The organism is Vibrio sp. DW001, assembly GCF_029016285.1.
Lineage (GTDB): Bacteria > Pseudomonadota > Gammaproteobacteria > Enterobacterales > Vibrionaceae > Vibrio.
The window spans coordinates 2220417-2235415 of the sequence record NZ_CP091975.1 but is presented as its reverse complement, the minus strand read 5'-3'; the positions used below and the strand labels follow the sequence as shown (position 1 = coordinate 2235415).

The 14999-nt window shown below is 44.9% G+C and carries 12 protein-coding genes; 3 read left to right on the top strand and 9 right to left on the bottom strand.

Features of this window, described 5'->3' with window-relative positions; translation table 11 throughout:
• Positions 1-227 precede the first annotated feature (227 nt).
• From L3V77_RS10145 to L3V77_RS10135, 3 genes are all read left to right on the top strand, one after another.
• Positions 228-1523 carry an MFS transporter gene (locus tag L3V77_RS10145; RefSeq protein WP_275134041.1) on the top strand — a complete coding sequence of 432 codons (1296 nt, stop codon included), beginning with the start codon at positions 228-230 and terminating at the stop codon, positions 1521-1523.
• An 84-nt stretch (positions 1524-1607) separates the two neighbouring features.
• Positions 1608-2621 (top strand): nuclear transport factor 2 family protein, encoded by a 1014-nt coding sequence (locus tag L3V77_RS10140; protein ID WP_275134040.1) that lies wholly within the window; start codon positions 1608-1610, stop codon positions 2619-2621.
• Between the two features lie 221 nt (positions 2622-2842).
• Positions 2843-3859, top strand: coding sequence for a LacI family DNA-binding transcriptional regulator (locus L3V77_RS10135; RefSeq protein ID WP_275134039.1), 1017 nt, complete (start codon positions 2843-2845; stop codon positions 3857-3859).
• Positions 3860-3892: 33 nt separating this feature from the next.
• On the opposite strand, the gene L3V77_RS10130 is transcribed toward L3V77_RS10135, so the two are convergent.
• From L3V77_RS10130 to phnW, 9 genes are all read right to left on the bottom strand, one after another.
• Positions 3893-4795, bottom strand: coding sequence for a LysR family transcriptional regulator (locus L3V77_RS10130; protein WP_275134038.1), 903 nt, complete (start codon positions 4793-4795; stop codon positions 3893-3895).
• A 9-nt stretch (positions 4796-4804) separates the two neighbouring features.
• Positions 4805-6550 (bottom strand): ABC transporter ATP-binding protein, encoded by a 1746-nt coding sequence (locus L3V77_RS10125; RefSeq protein ID WP_275134037.1) that lies wholly within the window; start codon positions 6548-6550, stop codon positions 4805-4807.
• 29 nt (positions 6551-6579) lie between these two features.
• Positions 6580-7833: an ABC transporter permease gene (locus tag L3V77_RS10120; RefSeq protein WP_275134036.1), complete on the bottom strand. Its 1254-nt coding sequence runs from the start codon at positions 7831-7833 to the stop codon at positions 6580-6582.
• Positions 7834-7836: 3 nt separating this feature from the next.
• A complete protein-coding gene (locus L3V77_RS10115) occupies positions 7837-9015 on the bottom strand; it encodes an ABC transporter permease (RefSeq protein ID WP_275136745.1) in 1179 nt (392 codons plus the stop codon).
• Positions 9016-9121: 106 nt separating this feature from the next.
• Positions 9122-11170, bottom strand: coding sequence for an ABC transporter substrate-binding protein (locus tag L3V77_RS10110; RefSeq protein WP_275134035.1), 2049 nt, complete (start codon positions 11168-11170; stop codon positions 9122-9124).
• Positions 11163-11897 (bottom strand): HAD family hydrolase, encoded by a 735-nt coding sequence (locus L3V77_RS10105; RefSeq protein WP_275134034.1) that lies wholly within the window; start codon positions 11895-11897, stop codon positions 11163-11165. Before L3V77_RS10105 ends, L3V77_RS10110 begins: the two co-directional genes overlap by 8 nt.
• Positions 11878-12747, bottom strand: coding sequence for an alkaline phosphatase family protein (locus L3V77_RS10100; RefSeq protein ID WP_275134033.1), 870 nt, complete (start codon positions 12745-12747; stop codon positions 11878-11880). The genes L3V77_RS10105 and L3V77_RS10100 overlap by 20 nt, the downstream gene beginning before the upstream one ends.
• Before the next feature lie 249 nt (positions 12748-12996).
• Complete coding sequence (gene phnX, locus L3V77_RS10095) at positions 12997-13815, bottom strand: phosphonoacetaldehyde hydrolase (protein ID WP_275134032.1); 819 nt, start codon at positions 13813-13815, stop codon at positions 12997-12999.
• A 54-nt stretch (positions 13816-13869) separates the two neighbouring features.
• Positions 13870-14973 carry a 2-aminoethylphosphonate--pyruvate transaminase gene (gene phnW / locus L3V77_RS10090; RefSeq protein WP_275134031.1) on the bottom strand — a complete coding sequence of 368 codons (1104 nt, stop codon included), beginning with the start codon at positions 14971-14973 and terminating at the stop codon, positions 13870-13872.
• Positions 14974-14999 lie beyond the last annotated feature (26 nt).

Below are 14999 nucleotides of genomic sequence, written 5' to 3'. Positions count from 1 at the left end.
TCATATAAAACTCTGCGATTTTGATGGTAATTAAAGAGATTGTTAAAAAAGGTAGATCATGGTCACATAAATCAATAGTTTGGGTGCGTAGTCATTTTAAAGTCGATACATGTCACGGTTTATGACATCAAGAAGTGTGTAATATTCACCCACTGGATGAGAGGTGACAGCTCATCGAACTCAAGAGATACACATTTATTAAACTTCAGACAGAGGATAAGTCGCTCATGACCGCCAAAATACACATGAACGAAGTGCCATTGCTACAAAGAATACTCGCTTACTTAGCTATTTTAGTTGGTTATTTTTTCTACTGCTACAATTTTGTTATTGTAGATTATGTACGGCCCTATATTGTAGAAGCGTATGATGGCATTACTTTAGCTGATACCGCGCAATTCTATACGTGGCAATCGGTCGGCGCACTAATTGGTGCATTCAGCTGTGCTTGGGTAGCATCAAATATTGGTAAAAAACCCACTCTTATCGCAATCACAGCGCTAAACGGTGGTGCAACCATTATTAATATGATGTTCACTGACTACACTACTTGGGCGTTAATGCGTTTCATCATCGGTATTTCACTTGGGGGTTACTTCACGGTAGCGGTATCGACAATGATTGGCTTGTTTGAGCCAAGTGTTCGTGGAAAACTGACTGCTTTTGCATCAAGTATGTTTTCGTTGGCATTGATGGTAATGGGTGCGTATGCAGCATTTATTACCAGTATTGATGCGCCATGGGAAAGCATTATGTGGATTGGTGGTATACCGCCGCTTGTGGCTGTGGGGGTGATGGTATTTGTACTTCCATCAGACAAGAAGGTCATAGCCTATGGTGAAGAAGACCAACAAGGCACTGAAGACGCACCCGCGAAGAAAGGTTCTTGGGCTGAGATGTTTAACAGCACCCATCGTAAGATAACCTTATCTTGTTTATTACTTGCTGGCCTTAACTTTTATGGCTATCAGTTCTTCGGTGGTTTCGTGACGACTTACCTAAAAGAAGTGCGCATGTTTGATGGCGCAACGATAGGTATTATATTCTCTATATCTGCATTTGGTAGTCTGTTCGGAGCTTGGGTTTGGGGTGTTATTGCCGACAAATATGGCCGAAAGGTTAATGCTTTTGGTTTTGTTATAGCGGGTGCCATGGCGGCAATCTTCTTCGTTGCACCGAGTGACGTATTCGTTGGTAGCGTGAACCTTCTCGCACTGCTGGGTCTTATCTATAACTTTGGTCTTTCTTCAAGTGCGGTATGGGGCGGGTACTTCTCTGAATTATTCCCTGCTCATCTTCGAAGTTTCGGTGCAGCACTATTCCATGGTGGTCGTATTATCGGAATGTGGGCGCCAATGGTATTGGTATTCATCAAAGATCGCACCGATTTAACGACGGCTATGTGGGGATCACCAATCGTATGGGTTATTGCTGGATTAGTTTGGTTCTCACTTCCAGAAACACTGAAAGGCGGCATCTTTTATAAAAAGAAAGATTTAAACCAGCCAGCGACTAATCACTAAACCTATTTAATGCTATTCGTTTACTGAGCGAAGAAGAGTTCGCTCAGTAAACGATATAAAGAATGACAATAACAGGATTGCCCAATGAGTAAATATCAAGAAACCAAGCGCATCGTCCGCAACTATTTTGATGCGATAGAAAATGCCACGTCAGAGTCTATTGCATCAGTGCTAAAAAACTACGTTAGTGACGACTACTTATGGCGTGGTGTATATCCATTCCGCGAGCAAAAAGGAGCCGATGCAGTCGCGGATACTTTTTGGGGGCCATTCTTAAAATCGATGAATCGCATGCAAAGGCGACAAGATATTTTCATTGGTGGCACCAATGAAATTAGTGGTGAGCAATGGGTGATGAGCATGGGTCATTTCATGGGGCTTTTCGATGCTGAATGGCTTGGAATTCGACCAACAGGTAAAATGATGAACATCCGTTACGCTGAATTTACTTGTGTAGAGAATGGTAAAATCACGAAAACAGGCATGTTTATGGACCTTCTTGGTGTGATGGATCAAGCTGGCTGTTATCCACTTCCTCCGTCCACTGGCCGTCATTTTGTTTACCCTGGGCCTCGAGACCATAACGGATTATTGTTTGATGATGCTGCTGAAGAAGAGGGTGTAACAACTTTAGCGCTAGTCAATAAAATGGTCGACGACCTCAGTTCTTTAAATGATAGCGGTGCAATGGGTTGCCCTCCTGAAGTACTGGAGAAAAGCTGGTCTAAAGATATGATCTGGTATGGCCCTTGTGGCATCGGCGCGTCTTATACTATTCCCCGTTACCAGCAACAACATCAACTCCCATTTCGGAATAATCTGACTGATAAGAAGTTTAATGGTCATGTATGTCGTTTCGCTGAAGGTAATTTCGCCTGTTTCTTTGGCTGGCCTAATTTGTCTAATACTCCAGTTGGCGGTTTTCTTGGTCTACCTGGCGGTGAGATCCGTGCAGACATGCAAGTCGTTGATGTATATTACCGTAAAGACGATAAACTATCTGAAAACTGGGTATTAATCGATATACCATATTGGCTAAAACAACAGGGTGTGGATGTATTTGAGCGTACGCAACAAATTATGAATCCCGAACTTTAAATCTAAGCTATTTTGCTCTGATAACGTATAAAAACGCCCTTATAGCTGAGGGCGTTTTTAATTTTAATGAGTTACAGTGCTGTGAATTGACTTCAAAAGATAACCTATTGAAACTCTAACTCAGTGAAAAATATAAGATACTTAGAATCGAATCGAATGACTACGTAGTAGATAATTCTGTTACAATCAGCATGTACTGGAATTATGATGGTAATTGTTAAATGGCAGATAAGAACATAAGTGTGACGTCCAAAGATGTGGCAAAGTTGGCAGGGGTTTCTCAGTCTACCGTGTCTCGCGTATTCATTGATGGCAGTTCAACGTCTGAAAAAACACGGATAAAAGTATTGGATGCAGCCAAATCGTTGAATTACCGCCCCAACGCCTTTGCTCGAAGCTTGACGACGAGAGAATCCAAATTAATCGGTTTAGTTTTTCCAGACACAGATTACCCAATCCATATGGAGACATTGCAACTGATCAGTGCCGAACTCCAAAGGAACGGTTATTCTGCCGTGCTAATCCCATGGGAACGTGATGATAGGAAACACCGTACAATACCAAATATTTTTCAGTACAAAGTAGATGGTGTTATTGCCGCATCAGCTCAATTTAATACCGCGATATATGAAGAATGTCAGAACTTCAATATACCGATTGTTCAATTTGCCCGAGTGGAAGAAGGAACGAAGTGTAGTTATGCTATTAGTGATAACTATGCCGCCGGATATAAAGCAGCAAATGAGTTTATTGAGCGCGGAGCAAAAAGGCCAGCCTATATAACGGGTGAAATTCCTACAGCCACCAACGCTGAACGTTTAGCTGGTTTTGCGGATGCGACGCGAGAACTACTTGATATAGAACCTGTCTATGTTGAGGCGAATTATGATTACAATCTGGCGCAAAATAAAATCAGGCATATGTTAACTCAACAAGACGCGCCAGATGCTGTATTTTGTGCAACCGATATTATTGCGATCTCATTGATGGACTTAGCCAGATATGAGTTGAACCTATCGATTCCGAATGAACTTCAAGTCATCGGCTTTGACAATATCCCACAGGCCGATTGGATGAGTTACCAACTCACTTCATTTAAGCAAGATTATAAGCGCCTTGCCCGAGAAACGGTAAAAATCGTCGTTAACCAGATACAAGAGCAGGACGATACTCTCGTAAAGTTAATGATTCCTGTTGAGCTGATAGAGAGGAATTCCTTAAAACCTAGTCAACGATAAAGGTTGCTTTGGCGCTTAGTAATCGCACTGCCTTTAGGGTGAAAATGACAAGGAACCATCAGAGTGACATCGCAATTCCAATGCCTGTTGAACAAAGTCTTTAATACCGGGCAATACGCTTCGGTTTTTTAACCAAGAGACGTGTTCTTCTACCACATTGTCTACTTCTTTAATCGGCCTAATACAAAAGCGCGGATCAGGGTGTATATCATTTTCCAAGACAAAACCTATCCCTAAGTTGTAAGCGACTGCCTCACAAATTTCCTGACGATTATCCATCACTATCGACGTATTGGGTTGTAAATTGAGGAGATTGAAATAGTCGTCAACCACACTTTGAGTACAGGTATACGGACGTGAGTAGATGAGTGACTCACGTGAGAGTTGTTCAAATGAGACTTCTGAACACTGAGCAAGAGGATGGGTGAGGGGAATAATAGCGACAAGTGAATGGGTATGAAAAGGAAGTTTGGATACCCCTTTTAAATCGTCACGCATGGGACACAATGCGATGTCAACTTCTCGCTTGAGCAGTAGATCACAACACTCTGCGGTCGGCGAAGAAATGAGCTTCAATGTAACATCAGGAAAACGCTGGCGAAATTGCGCTATCAGCGGCATAAAAACAAGCGTAGAAGCTGTGGCGACCTTCAACGTCACGTTTCCGAAGTCTTTGTTCGGGTTGGCTAATACATCGATTGCCTTGTCGAGGTCTTCGTATTGACAAGAAAGGTGATAAAGCCGCTTACCCAACTCTGTGGGGCTCACCCCTTTGCTAAATCGTTCGAGTAAAGGATACTCAAAACGACTTTCTAGCTTTCGGATTTGGGCGGTAACGGCAGGTTGGCTGACGTTAAGTTTTTCAGCCGCACGGCTAAAGTTACCGCATTTTACGATGGCGTTATACGCCCGGATCTCGGAAAGAGAGTAACCCATCAAAACCTCTTAGATTGCGCACTTCATAGCAATGGATTGGCTCATTAAGGGTGTCTTCTCAGAAGTTTTACCCAATCTAACCACTTCCAATTGGTTTTTGTCTTTTCTCTGTTCCAAGAGTGGTATCGACGCGATCAGCTTCTGAGTGTAGTCACGCTGAGGGGCGAGGAATATTTCTCGCACCGTACCTTGCTCTACCAACTCGCCACTTTTCATTACGCAAACCCAGTCACACAGGTTGGCAATAACACTTAGATCATGTGAAATAAACAGGATAGTAATTCCCAATTGTTCTCGCAGTTCTTTCAGCAAATTAAGAATTTCAGCTTGGATAGAGACGTCTAAAGCGGCGACAGACTCATCTGCAACGATGAACTTGGGTTTGCATACCAATGCCCGTGCAATACTGATGCGTTGCCTTTGACCACCAGAAAAAGCGTGTGGAAAACGGCGTAGATGAGATACATCGATATGACAAAGTTTGGCTATCTCTATCACTCGTTGGTCCGTTTCTTCTCTATTTCGTGTCAATTTCATGGCTTCGAGTGGTTCTGCAATGATGTCTCGTACCGTCATTCTGGGATTAAGAGAACTGTATGGGTCCTGAAATACTATCTGCGCCACTTTTGCCAACCGACTGCGCTTATATTTTTTTGTAGAACCAAACTCTATTGGTTTCTCTGTGTTGTGGTATTTTACCGTGCCACTGCTGATGGGGGACGCACCGAGTAACGCCTTGCCCAAGGATGTTTTTCCTGAGCCACTTTCGCCTACCAACCCAATTATCTGCCCTTGCGGTAGATCGAGATAGATGTTTTTGACCGCAACAAACTGCTCGGTTTTTCGGGTACTTCCTGACATCGTATAAGAGATGGATAGGTCCTTAATGCTGACCAAAGGATCTGGTTTGGTTTTTGGAGGCAGAGGCAGGTCATTTAGGTGTGGCAGCGCATCAAGCAGTCGTTTTGTATAGGCATGTTTGGGGGAGAATAAAACATCGTCTGCCCCCCCTTCTTCGACCACCTCGCCTTTGCGCATCACGGTGACATTATCGGCAATTTTGGACACAACACCGAGGTCATGGGTGATAAACAACATCGCCATGCCATATTGTTCGCGAAGTTCCAGCATCAGGTCCAGTACCTGTGCCTGAATAGTGACATCCAATGCGGTCGTGGGTTCGTCAGCGATGAGCAGTTTTGGCTTCGTTGAGAGTGCCATCGCGATCATGGCGCGCTGACGCATACCGCCAGATAGTTCAAATACGTATTGGTCAAAACGTGTCTCGGGGTCGGTAATGCCGACGCGTTCAAAAAGCTCTATTCCTTTTTTACGTGCGAGTGCTTTGTCGTAGCCTAAATGGATTTGCATAGTTTGTATTATTTGGTCGCTGATACGAATGGCGGGGGCGAAGCTGGCCATAGGTTCTTGGAAAATCATCGAGACAGCGTTGCCTCGCACCAGTCTCAAATCTCGCCCTTGAAGCGCCAATACATTGGTATCTTTGCCTTCATGGTTTAGCTGAATACGGCTTGGCTGTTGGATAATGGCGTTGCTTGGCATCAGGCGCATAATACTTTTTGCACTGACTGATTTACCAGAGCCACTTTCGCCTACCAGCCCCATTATTTCGCCTTGATCTACTTTCAGGTTGATTCGATCTACGGCTCTTACTAAACCCTCATCGGTTCGAAAATCGACAGTCAGGTCGCGAATCTCAAGTAGGCGTTTTTTGCTACTGATTAAATTAGTCATGTTATTTTCTCCGTTATCTGTACTGTCTATTATTTTTCAGAATATGGGTCGGCAGAGTCTCGAAGTGCGTCGCCAACAAATACAAAGGCCATGATTAATGCAACAAAGAGCACCACAGGATAGAACTGCCACATCATGTTTTGTTGTATGTCTGGATCTTGCGCTTTCTGTAGTAACACCCCTAAGCTGTTCACGGGTTCGGTGAGACCTAAACCGAGAAAACTTAAACTGGTTTCTGCCAAAATCACATACGGGAAATTGATCAGGGTATCGACGATAATGTAGCTAGAAAAACTTGGCACCAAATGACGCCATATAATACGCCAGGTGCTGGAACCGCAAAGCTGTGCGGCGAGCACATAGTCTTGATTGCGTTCGGTCAAAATATGGGTTCTAAGGCGACGTCCTAAGGTGGCAAAATCCAATGCGCCTATCACGACAGCGATAGCAAAATAACGCTGAGTGGCATCGAGTTCTAGCTCGGAGAGGGCAACGGCGCAGGCGAGGTAAATAGGGATAGATGGGATGACCCGAACCGCCTCTGTGATGCTCATCATCACCGCATCCACCTTGCCGCCAAAGTACCCACTAACACCCCCAACAAGCAGCGACACCAACAGTTTCACGATAAGGGCGACAATGGCAATACTGATGGTGACCCAGATAGCGTGAAGGGTTCGGCTAAGCACGTCTTTTCCATCTTCATCTGTCCCCAATAGGTGAACCTGTCCTTCCTCCACACCGAAAAGGTGCCTGTCCCATTTAAGGTTAAACTCATGACCTAGAAGGGTGAAATCTATCAGTTGATATTCCCAGCCTTTGAAAAAAAACTGAAGATAACGCCGCTGATTGGGGTTGGTAATAAACTTATTTTGACTTGAAGAGGTAAGGGCGTCGCCAGAGGTGAGTGCGTCTAATGCGGCCAAATCACCACCCAAAGAAGAAAGATCAAGCGTGGCTTTCTCTTTGTGGTAGCTGTAGGTAAACGGCCTGAGTGAGAAGCCATTTTCATCCCAGAAATAGACAACCTGTGGGGCGCCTCGGCGATACTCTATGTTCGCGCCACGAATCGTCGGGTCATTGGGTGCAAAAAATGGGGCAAAAAAGCCAAGCATCACGAGTGAGAATAAGATCCAAGCTGCCACAACGCCACTGGTTTTACTTTTAAAGCGGGCCTTTATCAACGCCATTTGTCCTGCGGTGTAATAGGCGTCATCGGCTTGCGTCTTTTTCTTCTTACGACGGAGTATTGCTGTAAATGGATTTGTTAATATACGAGTCATCGGTTATTTCCCCAGTACGCTTTGTCTAACCCTAGGGTCGACAGCGGCTAGAACCACATCGGTAATAAAATTCATCGCGATCACTACTAGCGCTACGAGAAATAGGATTGCGGCGGCGAGTTCTTGATCATTGGTCATTGAAAGAGCTTCAATTAACAGAGCGGCAGCATCGGTAAGGCCGATCACAATGGCGACAATTGGCAGGTCATTAAACACCCGTTGAAAGTCAAATCCTACGCTGTTAAATAAGGGACTGATTGAATGACGTACCGGATAACCTGCCCATAACGCCATACCATCAACCCCTCTGGCGCGTGCGGCATCGACATAAAGTTTGTTTGATTCGTCAACTACCAGCGCTCGTACGGTTTGAAGTTGTAATGCAGTGGCAGACCAGCCAATAACGAATATTGGCAACCATATATGGTTTAGGAAATCGCTCAGCTTTCCATAGGAAAAACCCGTTTCGGTAAACCATGCGACCCCTTGCCATTCATCAGAATAGAGCCCAGTTGGAGCCGGCTCACCAGCGAAGACATAGATAAGAATAATGGTGAGTGCTAAAAGAAAATTTGGTAGCGCCAACCCTAGATAGCTGATGATACGAAGCTGCAAGTCGACCAGTTTTTTCAATGACAGCCCAAGTGTATTGATGACTCGTTGTCGAACTGGGTGTTGCGGATTTTTGTCTGTCCACGACTTATTGATGGTGAAAGCTGAAAAAATACCAAAGGGAACCGCCACTAAATAAGAGAGGAAAAGTGCGGCAAGACAAAAGCCAAGGCTCATCCAAAATCGGTCGCCCAGAGCAAGGTTAACGGACTGACGTTTAGCACAGCTAAAACCCAAGTCCCCGCGCAATGTTAAATCGGTAACCCATTTACCCCAGCGTAAAGGCAATGGTTTGTCCAATCCCATCCGCGATCGTTCCGCGTCGATATCTGCCTGTGTAATGGTTTCACCCTGAGTGTTTTTGTAGGCAATATACTTCTCTGCACAGTCACCAGGCAGGGCTTCCATTAGCGAAAATACAATTGCGCTTACTATCAGCAAAGTAATCAAAGCCAAGACATAGCGGTTGAATACATAGTTGAAATATTGACTACCGCGTCCGCGAATAAATAGGAAACCACCTATCACAAGCAGTATCCAGAACAGCCACGTTTGCGAAAGAAAACTCATCACTTTGCTCACCTTTAAATACAATACAAACCAAAAATGACATGGGCTTCCTTGCCCATGTCTACGCGCTTATTTTCTCGTTATGTTTTACTGTTAACGACGTGATTTAATTGCTTGCTTCATCCAAGTACCATTGCGTTGGTAGATATGGGTATACGCGGTAGTAATCATATGAAGAGGTTTTAGGAACCGAGAAATTAACCAGTTTTCGATTGTGATAGATGGGTGCTACCGCCTTTACCGTGCCGATAATAAATAGGTCGGAAACCACTTTTTCGGCTATCTTTTTGCCAAGCTTATTTGACTCTTCAGAGCCAGAAGGCAGAGTGACAAAGCGATCCGCCATGACCTGCATTTCGTCTACTGTTTTCGGTGGCTTCACACCTTCAGCGCCGTTGGTCTCTCTATATTGAGACCAAAGCATGCCCGTGCGCAGGCCGAAAAAGTTGTCGTAAGGAGGCAATAAGTTCTCGTTGTTGCTCGCAATAGTGGCAAGAGGTCGTCCCATTACCCATACCAAAACCGATAAGTCGTTCGCGGTTTGTGAGTTACGATATTCATCAGATGTGACCTCTTTGATGGTGGTTTTTACACCAACATCCGCCCAGTTAGCGGCGACGATCTCTACCACTTCTGTTGCCGCGCCTTGCGTCGCGTATTGAATGGTTAATTCAAATTTCTTGCCGGACGGTAGATCACGGAATCCGTCACCGTCTTTGTCTTTAACGCCGGCTTTGTCTAGCAGCTTTTGAGCTTGCTTCTGGTCAAACTCAGTCCATTTGGTTTTAAGTTCTTCAGTGACGAAGTTAGCAGTATCGGCATCAAATGCCGTGTATTGCGTCGGTTTGCCGAGTTTGAAGTAAGCAATTTCATTGATGTAGTTACGGTTGATGGCAACGGACATCGCTTGACGGAATTTAACGTCGTTGAAAACGGCTCGTTTCTCTAAGTCTTTATCGGTCAGGTTAAAGGCAAAAGTCGTTTCACCCATTGTTGGGCGCAGACTGACGTTGTAATTACCCATATCGCGATTCTCAAGCAGTACAGGGGCAGCAGGAAGATTGACCGACTGAGATTTATAATCAACTTCGCCTGCAATTAGCTTGGTTGTTTGTATATTTTCATCACCAATGTAGACCTCTTTTATCTCATTGATATACGGCAACTGATTACCCGCAGTATCAACTTGGAAGAAGTAAGGGTTCGCCACTAGACGACGGCCTTCGAGAGTGTCCTCCACGACTAAATGGGACTCAAGTGTCGGCGCAATACCGGTGTACCCAGCGGCCGCGAGTCGCTTGGATGCGGCTTCATCTTTCAACAATGGTGTAGGAATATCTTTCCAATCTGATTGGCCGTAATAGAAGTTAATGACGTCGTAACCACTGTCGAACCCAAGTGATTTTGCTAGCTTGTCGGCGTCTTTATTAAAATCTGGATGGAATTTACTCAGGAGATGCTGTGGCTGAAAAGGTTGAGCATAATCAAGCGCAAAGTTCGTTAGTAATCCTGGCTTTGGTGCGTTTGTCGTGAAGCGGATAGTGGTATCGTTAAGCGCTTCAACTTTCATCTTTTTGCCTTCAGAAAGAAAACGCTCTTTTGGTTTCTCGATGATCTCACTGTTCATTAGGATATCGTTGTACCAAAATGCAATATCGTTTGCCGTAAATGGTTTGCCATCAGACCATTTATGCCCTTTTCGTAGGGTGATGGTTAATTGAGTGAAGTCATCATTCCACAACCAAGACTTCGCGACATTAGGCACTATCGTTTCAAGATCATCATTAAAACGGACCAAGTTTACGTGGCGAATGGAAAGCAAATCTGAGGTGCCAGATTCGGTCGCCTTAGAGATACCATCTAACACACCACCGTAATTGCCGATGCTGAGATAAGGCGCGATAACCAATGGCTCCGACGGTAAACGTTCACTTAATGGCGCGAGTGTCGGGTTACCAGCAATACGTTGATTAAGTGCGTTGATATCGGGATTTTCTCTAAAAGAAAGGCTGCAATTGTACTGCGCTTCAAACTCAGCTTTTTCAAATAGGTGCGGGTATTGACCGCCTGCATCTTTGCCTGCAACGTTAGGACATGCTGCCATGGCTTGGCTTGATAATAGTGCCAACGCACCAGCGAACATCAGTCTAGACATTGTGTGTCTCCAGTTGTGTAAAATGAGTATGATTTGAGTGATTTACGTTATGTAACTGCGGTTTTTCCCAGCGTACTATTTTCCAGTTTTGCTGATTTGCCATCTGTTGTAACTGCGTGTCCGGGTTAGTGGCGACCGGATTGTCGATAAGCTGCAACAGGGGAACATCGTTAATGGAATCGGAGTAAAAATACGCCCCATCCATTGTTTCATTATGTTTGGCCACCCACGCTTGTAGGCGGCTGATTTTTCCATCGCGAAAGGATGGCGTGCCTTTGATCTTTCCGTTATAGAAATCGTCCCCGTTGTTATCCACGTCGGTCTCAAGCTGAATAGCCAATACATGGTCTACACCAAGCAACTTGGCTATCGCAGAGACGATGAATTCTGCGGTTGCAGAGACGATCACTACTGTATGCCCTTGTTCCTTTAGCTGCTTTAGCAATTCAACGGCTTCTGGATAGATGACTTGGTTTATATGTTCGGTTAAAAAAGTAGGCAAAAGCACCTCAATGTCTTCGACTGAATATTGCCTTAAGGCATCAACAAAGAAGGCAATATAGTCACTAATATCTAGCTGTCCGGAGTTGTAGAGGCGCATAAAGGCCGCATCTTTTTCTACAAAATTGGCATCGATTAATTGATGTTCAACAAGATACTGACAAAACAGGGAAGCGCTATCGGCGGCTATCAAGGTTTCATCTAAATCAAAAACGGACAATGTCATCTTTTACCTCTGATTTAATAAACGAAGCGGTCATGCTTTTCTGATGCTCAATACCGAGCAACTGGCATATCGTGCCGCAGATTTCAGTCTGCTTTGGTTCACATTTTTCACTGTGAGAAAAAGACTCGCCAATAACATAAAGAGGAACCATGCGTTCACAACTAAGGGTGCCGCCATGGCTTTTGTCGTTATTCATGCCATGGTCTGAAGTGATAAGGATTTGATAACCTTCGCTTATCCAGCGGGCGATATGACTGGAGAGAGTGACGTCGGCTTTTCTTGCTGTGTTTCGGTAATGAGTACTGTCAAACCCAGCTTTGTGTCCAGCATCATCTATATTCATTGAGTGGATTAAGAGAAAGTCTGGGTTATAAACCCGGCGAAGAGATTCAGCATCAAGAAATAGATGGCTATCTGGATAATGGTCTTCATGATAAAAACAGCCGTGTTGGATCTGTAGCTTTTCGTCATGGGTATGACGGTCTTGTACAGGGTTATAAGGTGCATGGTTATACAATTCGCTCATCCAATGATAGGCGGCGGCGGCCGTTGTCCGTCCTTGCGATTGAGCGAGGCCAAAAACGCTTTCTTGATTGGAACGACGAACAACGTTATTGCTAATCACACCACTTTCAACGGGGGTAGCACCCGTCAAAATCGTCTCATACAAAGGTCTGGAGCTAGAAGGCAACTCTGCCTGCAAGCGATACAAGGTTGCCTTATTTGACTCAACCAAAGCTTGAAGATACCCCATACAACTTTGGCTGGTATCGAACGCTAATCCATCCAAAATCACGAGGATAACCTTAGGCGTGGATTGATCCATTGTTGAATCGATTGGTCTTTGCATAAACGACATCATTACCATCCGAACATGTACTTGGTGTACACATTATTAATTTGATGAATAAATACTAAGCAAACAATGTGAAGCTTTCGCTACAGCTATAAGATATTTTATTGACGATAATATTATTTAAGCTATCGCTATAACTAGGCTTTATAGTTGGTCATAAAACTGACATAACCACCTGCGAACAGGTGGTTTGGAATGGTAATATATTGACCTAGGGTTAATGGGGGGGCTTAATAGACGTGATTAAGGGCGCTCTCCTGCGAGTATGCGAATAGTGATCGCTTCCACCACTTTAGGAAAATCAGAGATAGTGTCAATAAGGTAATGAGGGGATGATTTTTGCAGTCGAGCGCGTGCTTTTTCACGAACGATGTCTAACGTATTGTCATCAGCCGCCAAATATTCCTCGTAGGTTAACCCGGCTTCATTGCCGGAAAGCAGTAAGCCCACCGTCCACATGCCGGCATTATGGCCTTCTTCTATTCCAGGAATAGCGTCATCAACTTTAATGCACGCCGCCACGCTCGTTGCGCCTAGCTCGATAACGTTTTGCAGTGCCATGAAGGGTGACGGCCGACCACCATGTGGCAGGTCGTCTGTGGCGACGACACAATCGGGTTTATAGCCGTAATCCGCGGCGGCAGGGACCAACACATCCATAATCTGTCTAGGATAACCTGAACACGAACCTATCTTTATACCCGCTGCTTTTAAGCCCTCAACCACGTCAATGGCATTAAGGATCGGGGTGGCGTGGTCCGCTACTTTGGCTTTTTGCAACGGCATGAATGCAGCGTAGATAATGTCGATATCATCATCTGTCATCGAACGGCCAAATTTCTCATTCCAACGAGTATTGACCGAAGGCAGCTTTCCAACCGCGCGGATGTGATCCCATTTGCCTAATCCCATAGGCTCACGTGCTTCTTTTAGGTGTACTTCAAAATCGAAACCTTGCTTGAAGGCTTCAACAAAAACCGTGGTTGGTGCAAATGAACCGAAGTCGACTATCGTGCCTGCCCAATCAAATATAACGGCCTGAATTGGAGATGGATTATTCATGGTGGATCCTTAAAGTGAGTTTATTAATAGTCAATAGACATCGAATACATGTGATCAACTGACATTCCAGACCATAACCGAACGGATTGCTTGAAGTAGGCGTTCAATATCTGCTGGATGAACATCGCCTATATTGCCGATTCGAAAGCAGTCGGCGTTAGAGACTTTTCCGGGATAGATGACAAAGCCTTTGCTCTTGAGATGATCGTAAAAATGCTGGAATTGGTAGTTGGGGTCGATAGGGGAGTAAAAGGACGTGATAATTGGGGAGTGTAGCTCATCACCTAGTAAGGTTTTAAAACCGAGTGAACGCATGCCCTCTACCAATGTTGTCTGATTAGTACGGTAACGTTGATAGCGTACGTCAATGCCCCCTTCGTTTTCTAGTTCAAGCAGCGCCTGATAGAAAGCGCGAACGGTGTGTGTGGGGGAGGTAAAACGCCACTTTCCATTATTCTCCTCCATGCACTGCCACTGATCGTAGAGGTCTAACGTGAGTGAACGAGCAAGGCCTTTGCACCGTTCAAGACAGGATCTCTTCGCAATAACAAAACCAAACCCCGGAACCCCTTGTATGCATTTATTGGCCGAGCTGATCATAAAATCTATGTCGAGTTCCGCGATATCCATTGGGATCCCGCCAAAGCTCGACATTGCGTCAACAATCACTTGTTTATCAAAGCGCTTTGCAAGATTCGCAATATCGGCAATGGGGTTGAGCATGCCAGTGGTGGTTTCACAGTGAACAACCACTACATGGGTAATGGCGGCGTCCGTCTCTAGTATTGCTTCCATCTCTTGCAAGCTCGGCTGAGACGTTTCTCCGGGGGAGATTACGTGGCAGGGAATGTTGAGAGTTTGTGCGATTTGCACGATACGAGCACCATATGCTCCATTGTCGACAATCAACAGTTTGCCTTGGGTATCGATGGCGCTGCCAATTGTCGCTTCTACCGATGCGGTGCCGCTGCCCTGCATTAACACACTGGTGTATCCCTCATGTTTGGTGGCGAGTGCCACTACCTTATGACGAATCACCTCTACAATCCCTTTATTGTAGTCATCGTCCCAAGTACACCAATCTTTTAGCATGGCTTCACGAACGGTTGCTGAAGTAGATAAAGGCCCCGGGGTTAGAAGTAGATATTCATTTTTCATATTATTCTCTTATTGGACTACACCAG

Bases quoted from the DNA above. Each gene is read 5' to 3' on its own strand.
- L3V77_RS10145 (WP_275134041.1), top strand. From the start codon at position 228: ATGACCGCCAAAATACACATGAACGAAGTGCCATTGCTACAAAGAATA.
- L3V77_RS10140 (WP_275134040.1), top strand. From the start codon at position 1,608: ATGAGTAAATATCAAGAAACCAAGCGCATCGTCCGCAACTATTTTGAT.
- L3V77_RS10135 (WP_275134039.1), top strand. From the start codon at position 2,843: ATGGCAGATAAGAACATAAGTGTGACGTCCAAAGATGTGGCAAAGTTG.
- L3V77_RS10130 (WP_275134038.1), bottom strand. From the start codon at position 4,795: ATGGGTTACTCTCTTTCCGAGATCCGGGCGTATAACGCCATCGTAAAA.
- L3V77_RS10125 (WP_275134037.1), bottom strand. From the start codon at position 6,550: ATGACTAATTTAATCAGTAGCAAAAAACGCCTACTTGAGATTCGCGAC.
- L3V77_RS10120 (WP_275134036.1), bottom strand. From the start codon at position 7,833: ATGACTCGTATATTAACAAATCCATTTACAGCAATACTCCGTCGTAAG.
- L3V77_RS10115 (WP_275136745.1), bottom strand. From the start codon at position 9,015: ATGAGTTTTCTTTCGCAAACGTGGCTGTTCTGGATACTGCTTGTGATA.
- L3V77_RS10110 (WP_275134035.1), bottom strand. From the start codon at position 11,170: ATGTCTAGACTGATGTTCGCTGGTGCGTTGGCACTATTATCAAGCCAA.
- L3V77_RS10105 (WP_275134034.1), bottom strand. From the start codon at position 11,897: ATGACATTGTCCGTTTTTGATTTAGATGAAACCTTGATAGCCGCCGAT.
- L3V77_RS10100 (WP_275134033.1), bottom strand. From the start codon at position 12,747: ATGCAAAGACCAATCGATTCAACAATGGATCAATCCACGCCTAAGGTT.
- phnX (WP_275134032.1), bottom strand. From the start codon at position 13,815: ATGAATAATCCATCTCCAATTCAGGCCGTTATATTTGATTGGGCAGGC.
- phnW (WP_275134031.1), bottom strand. From the start codon at position 14,973: ATGAAAAATGAATATCTACTTCTAACCCCGGGGCCTTTATCTACTTCA.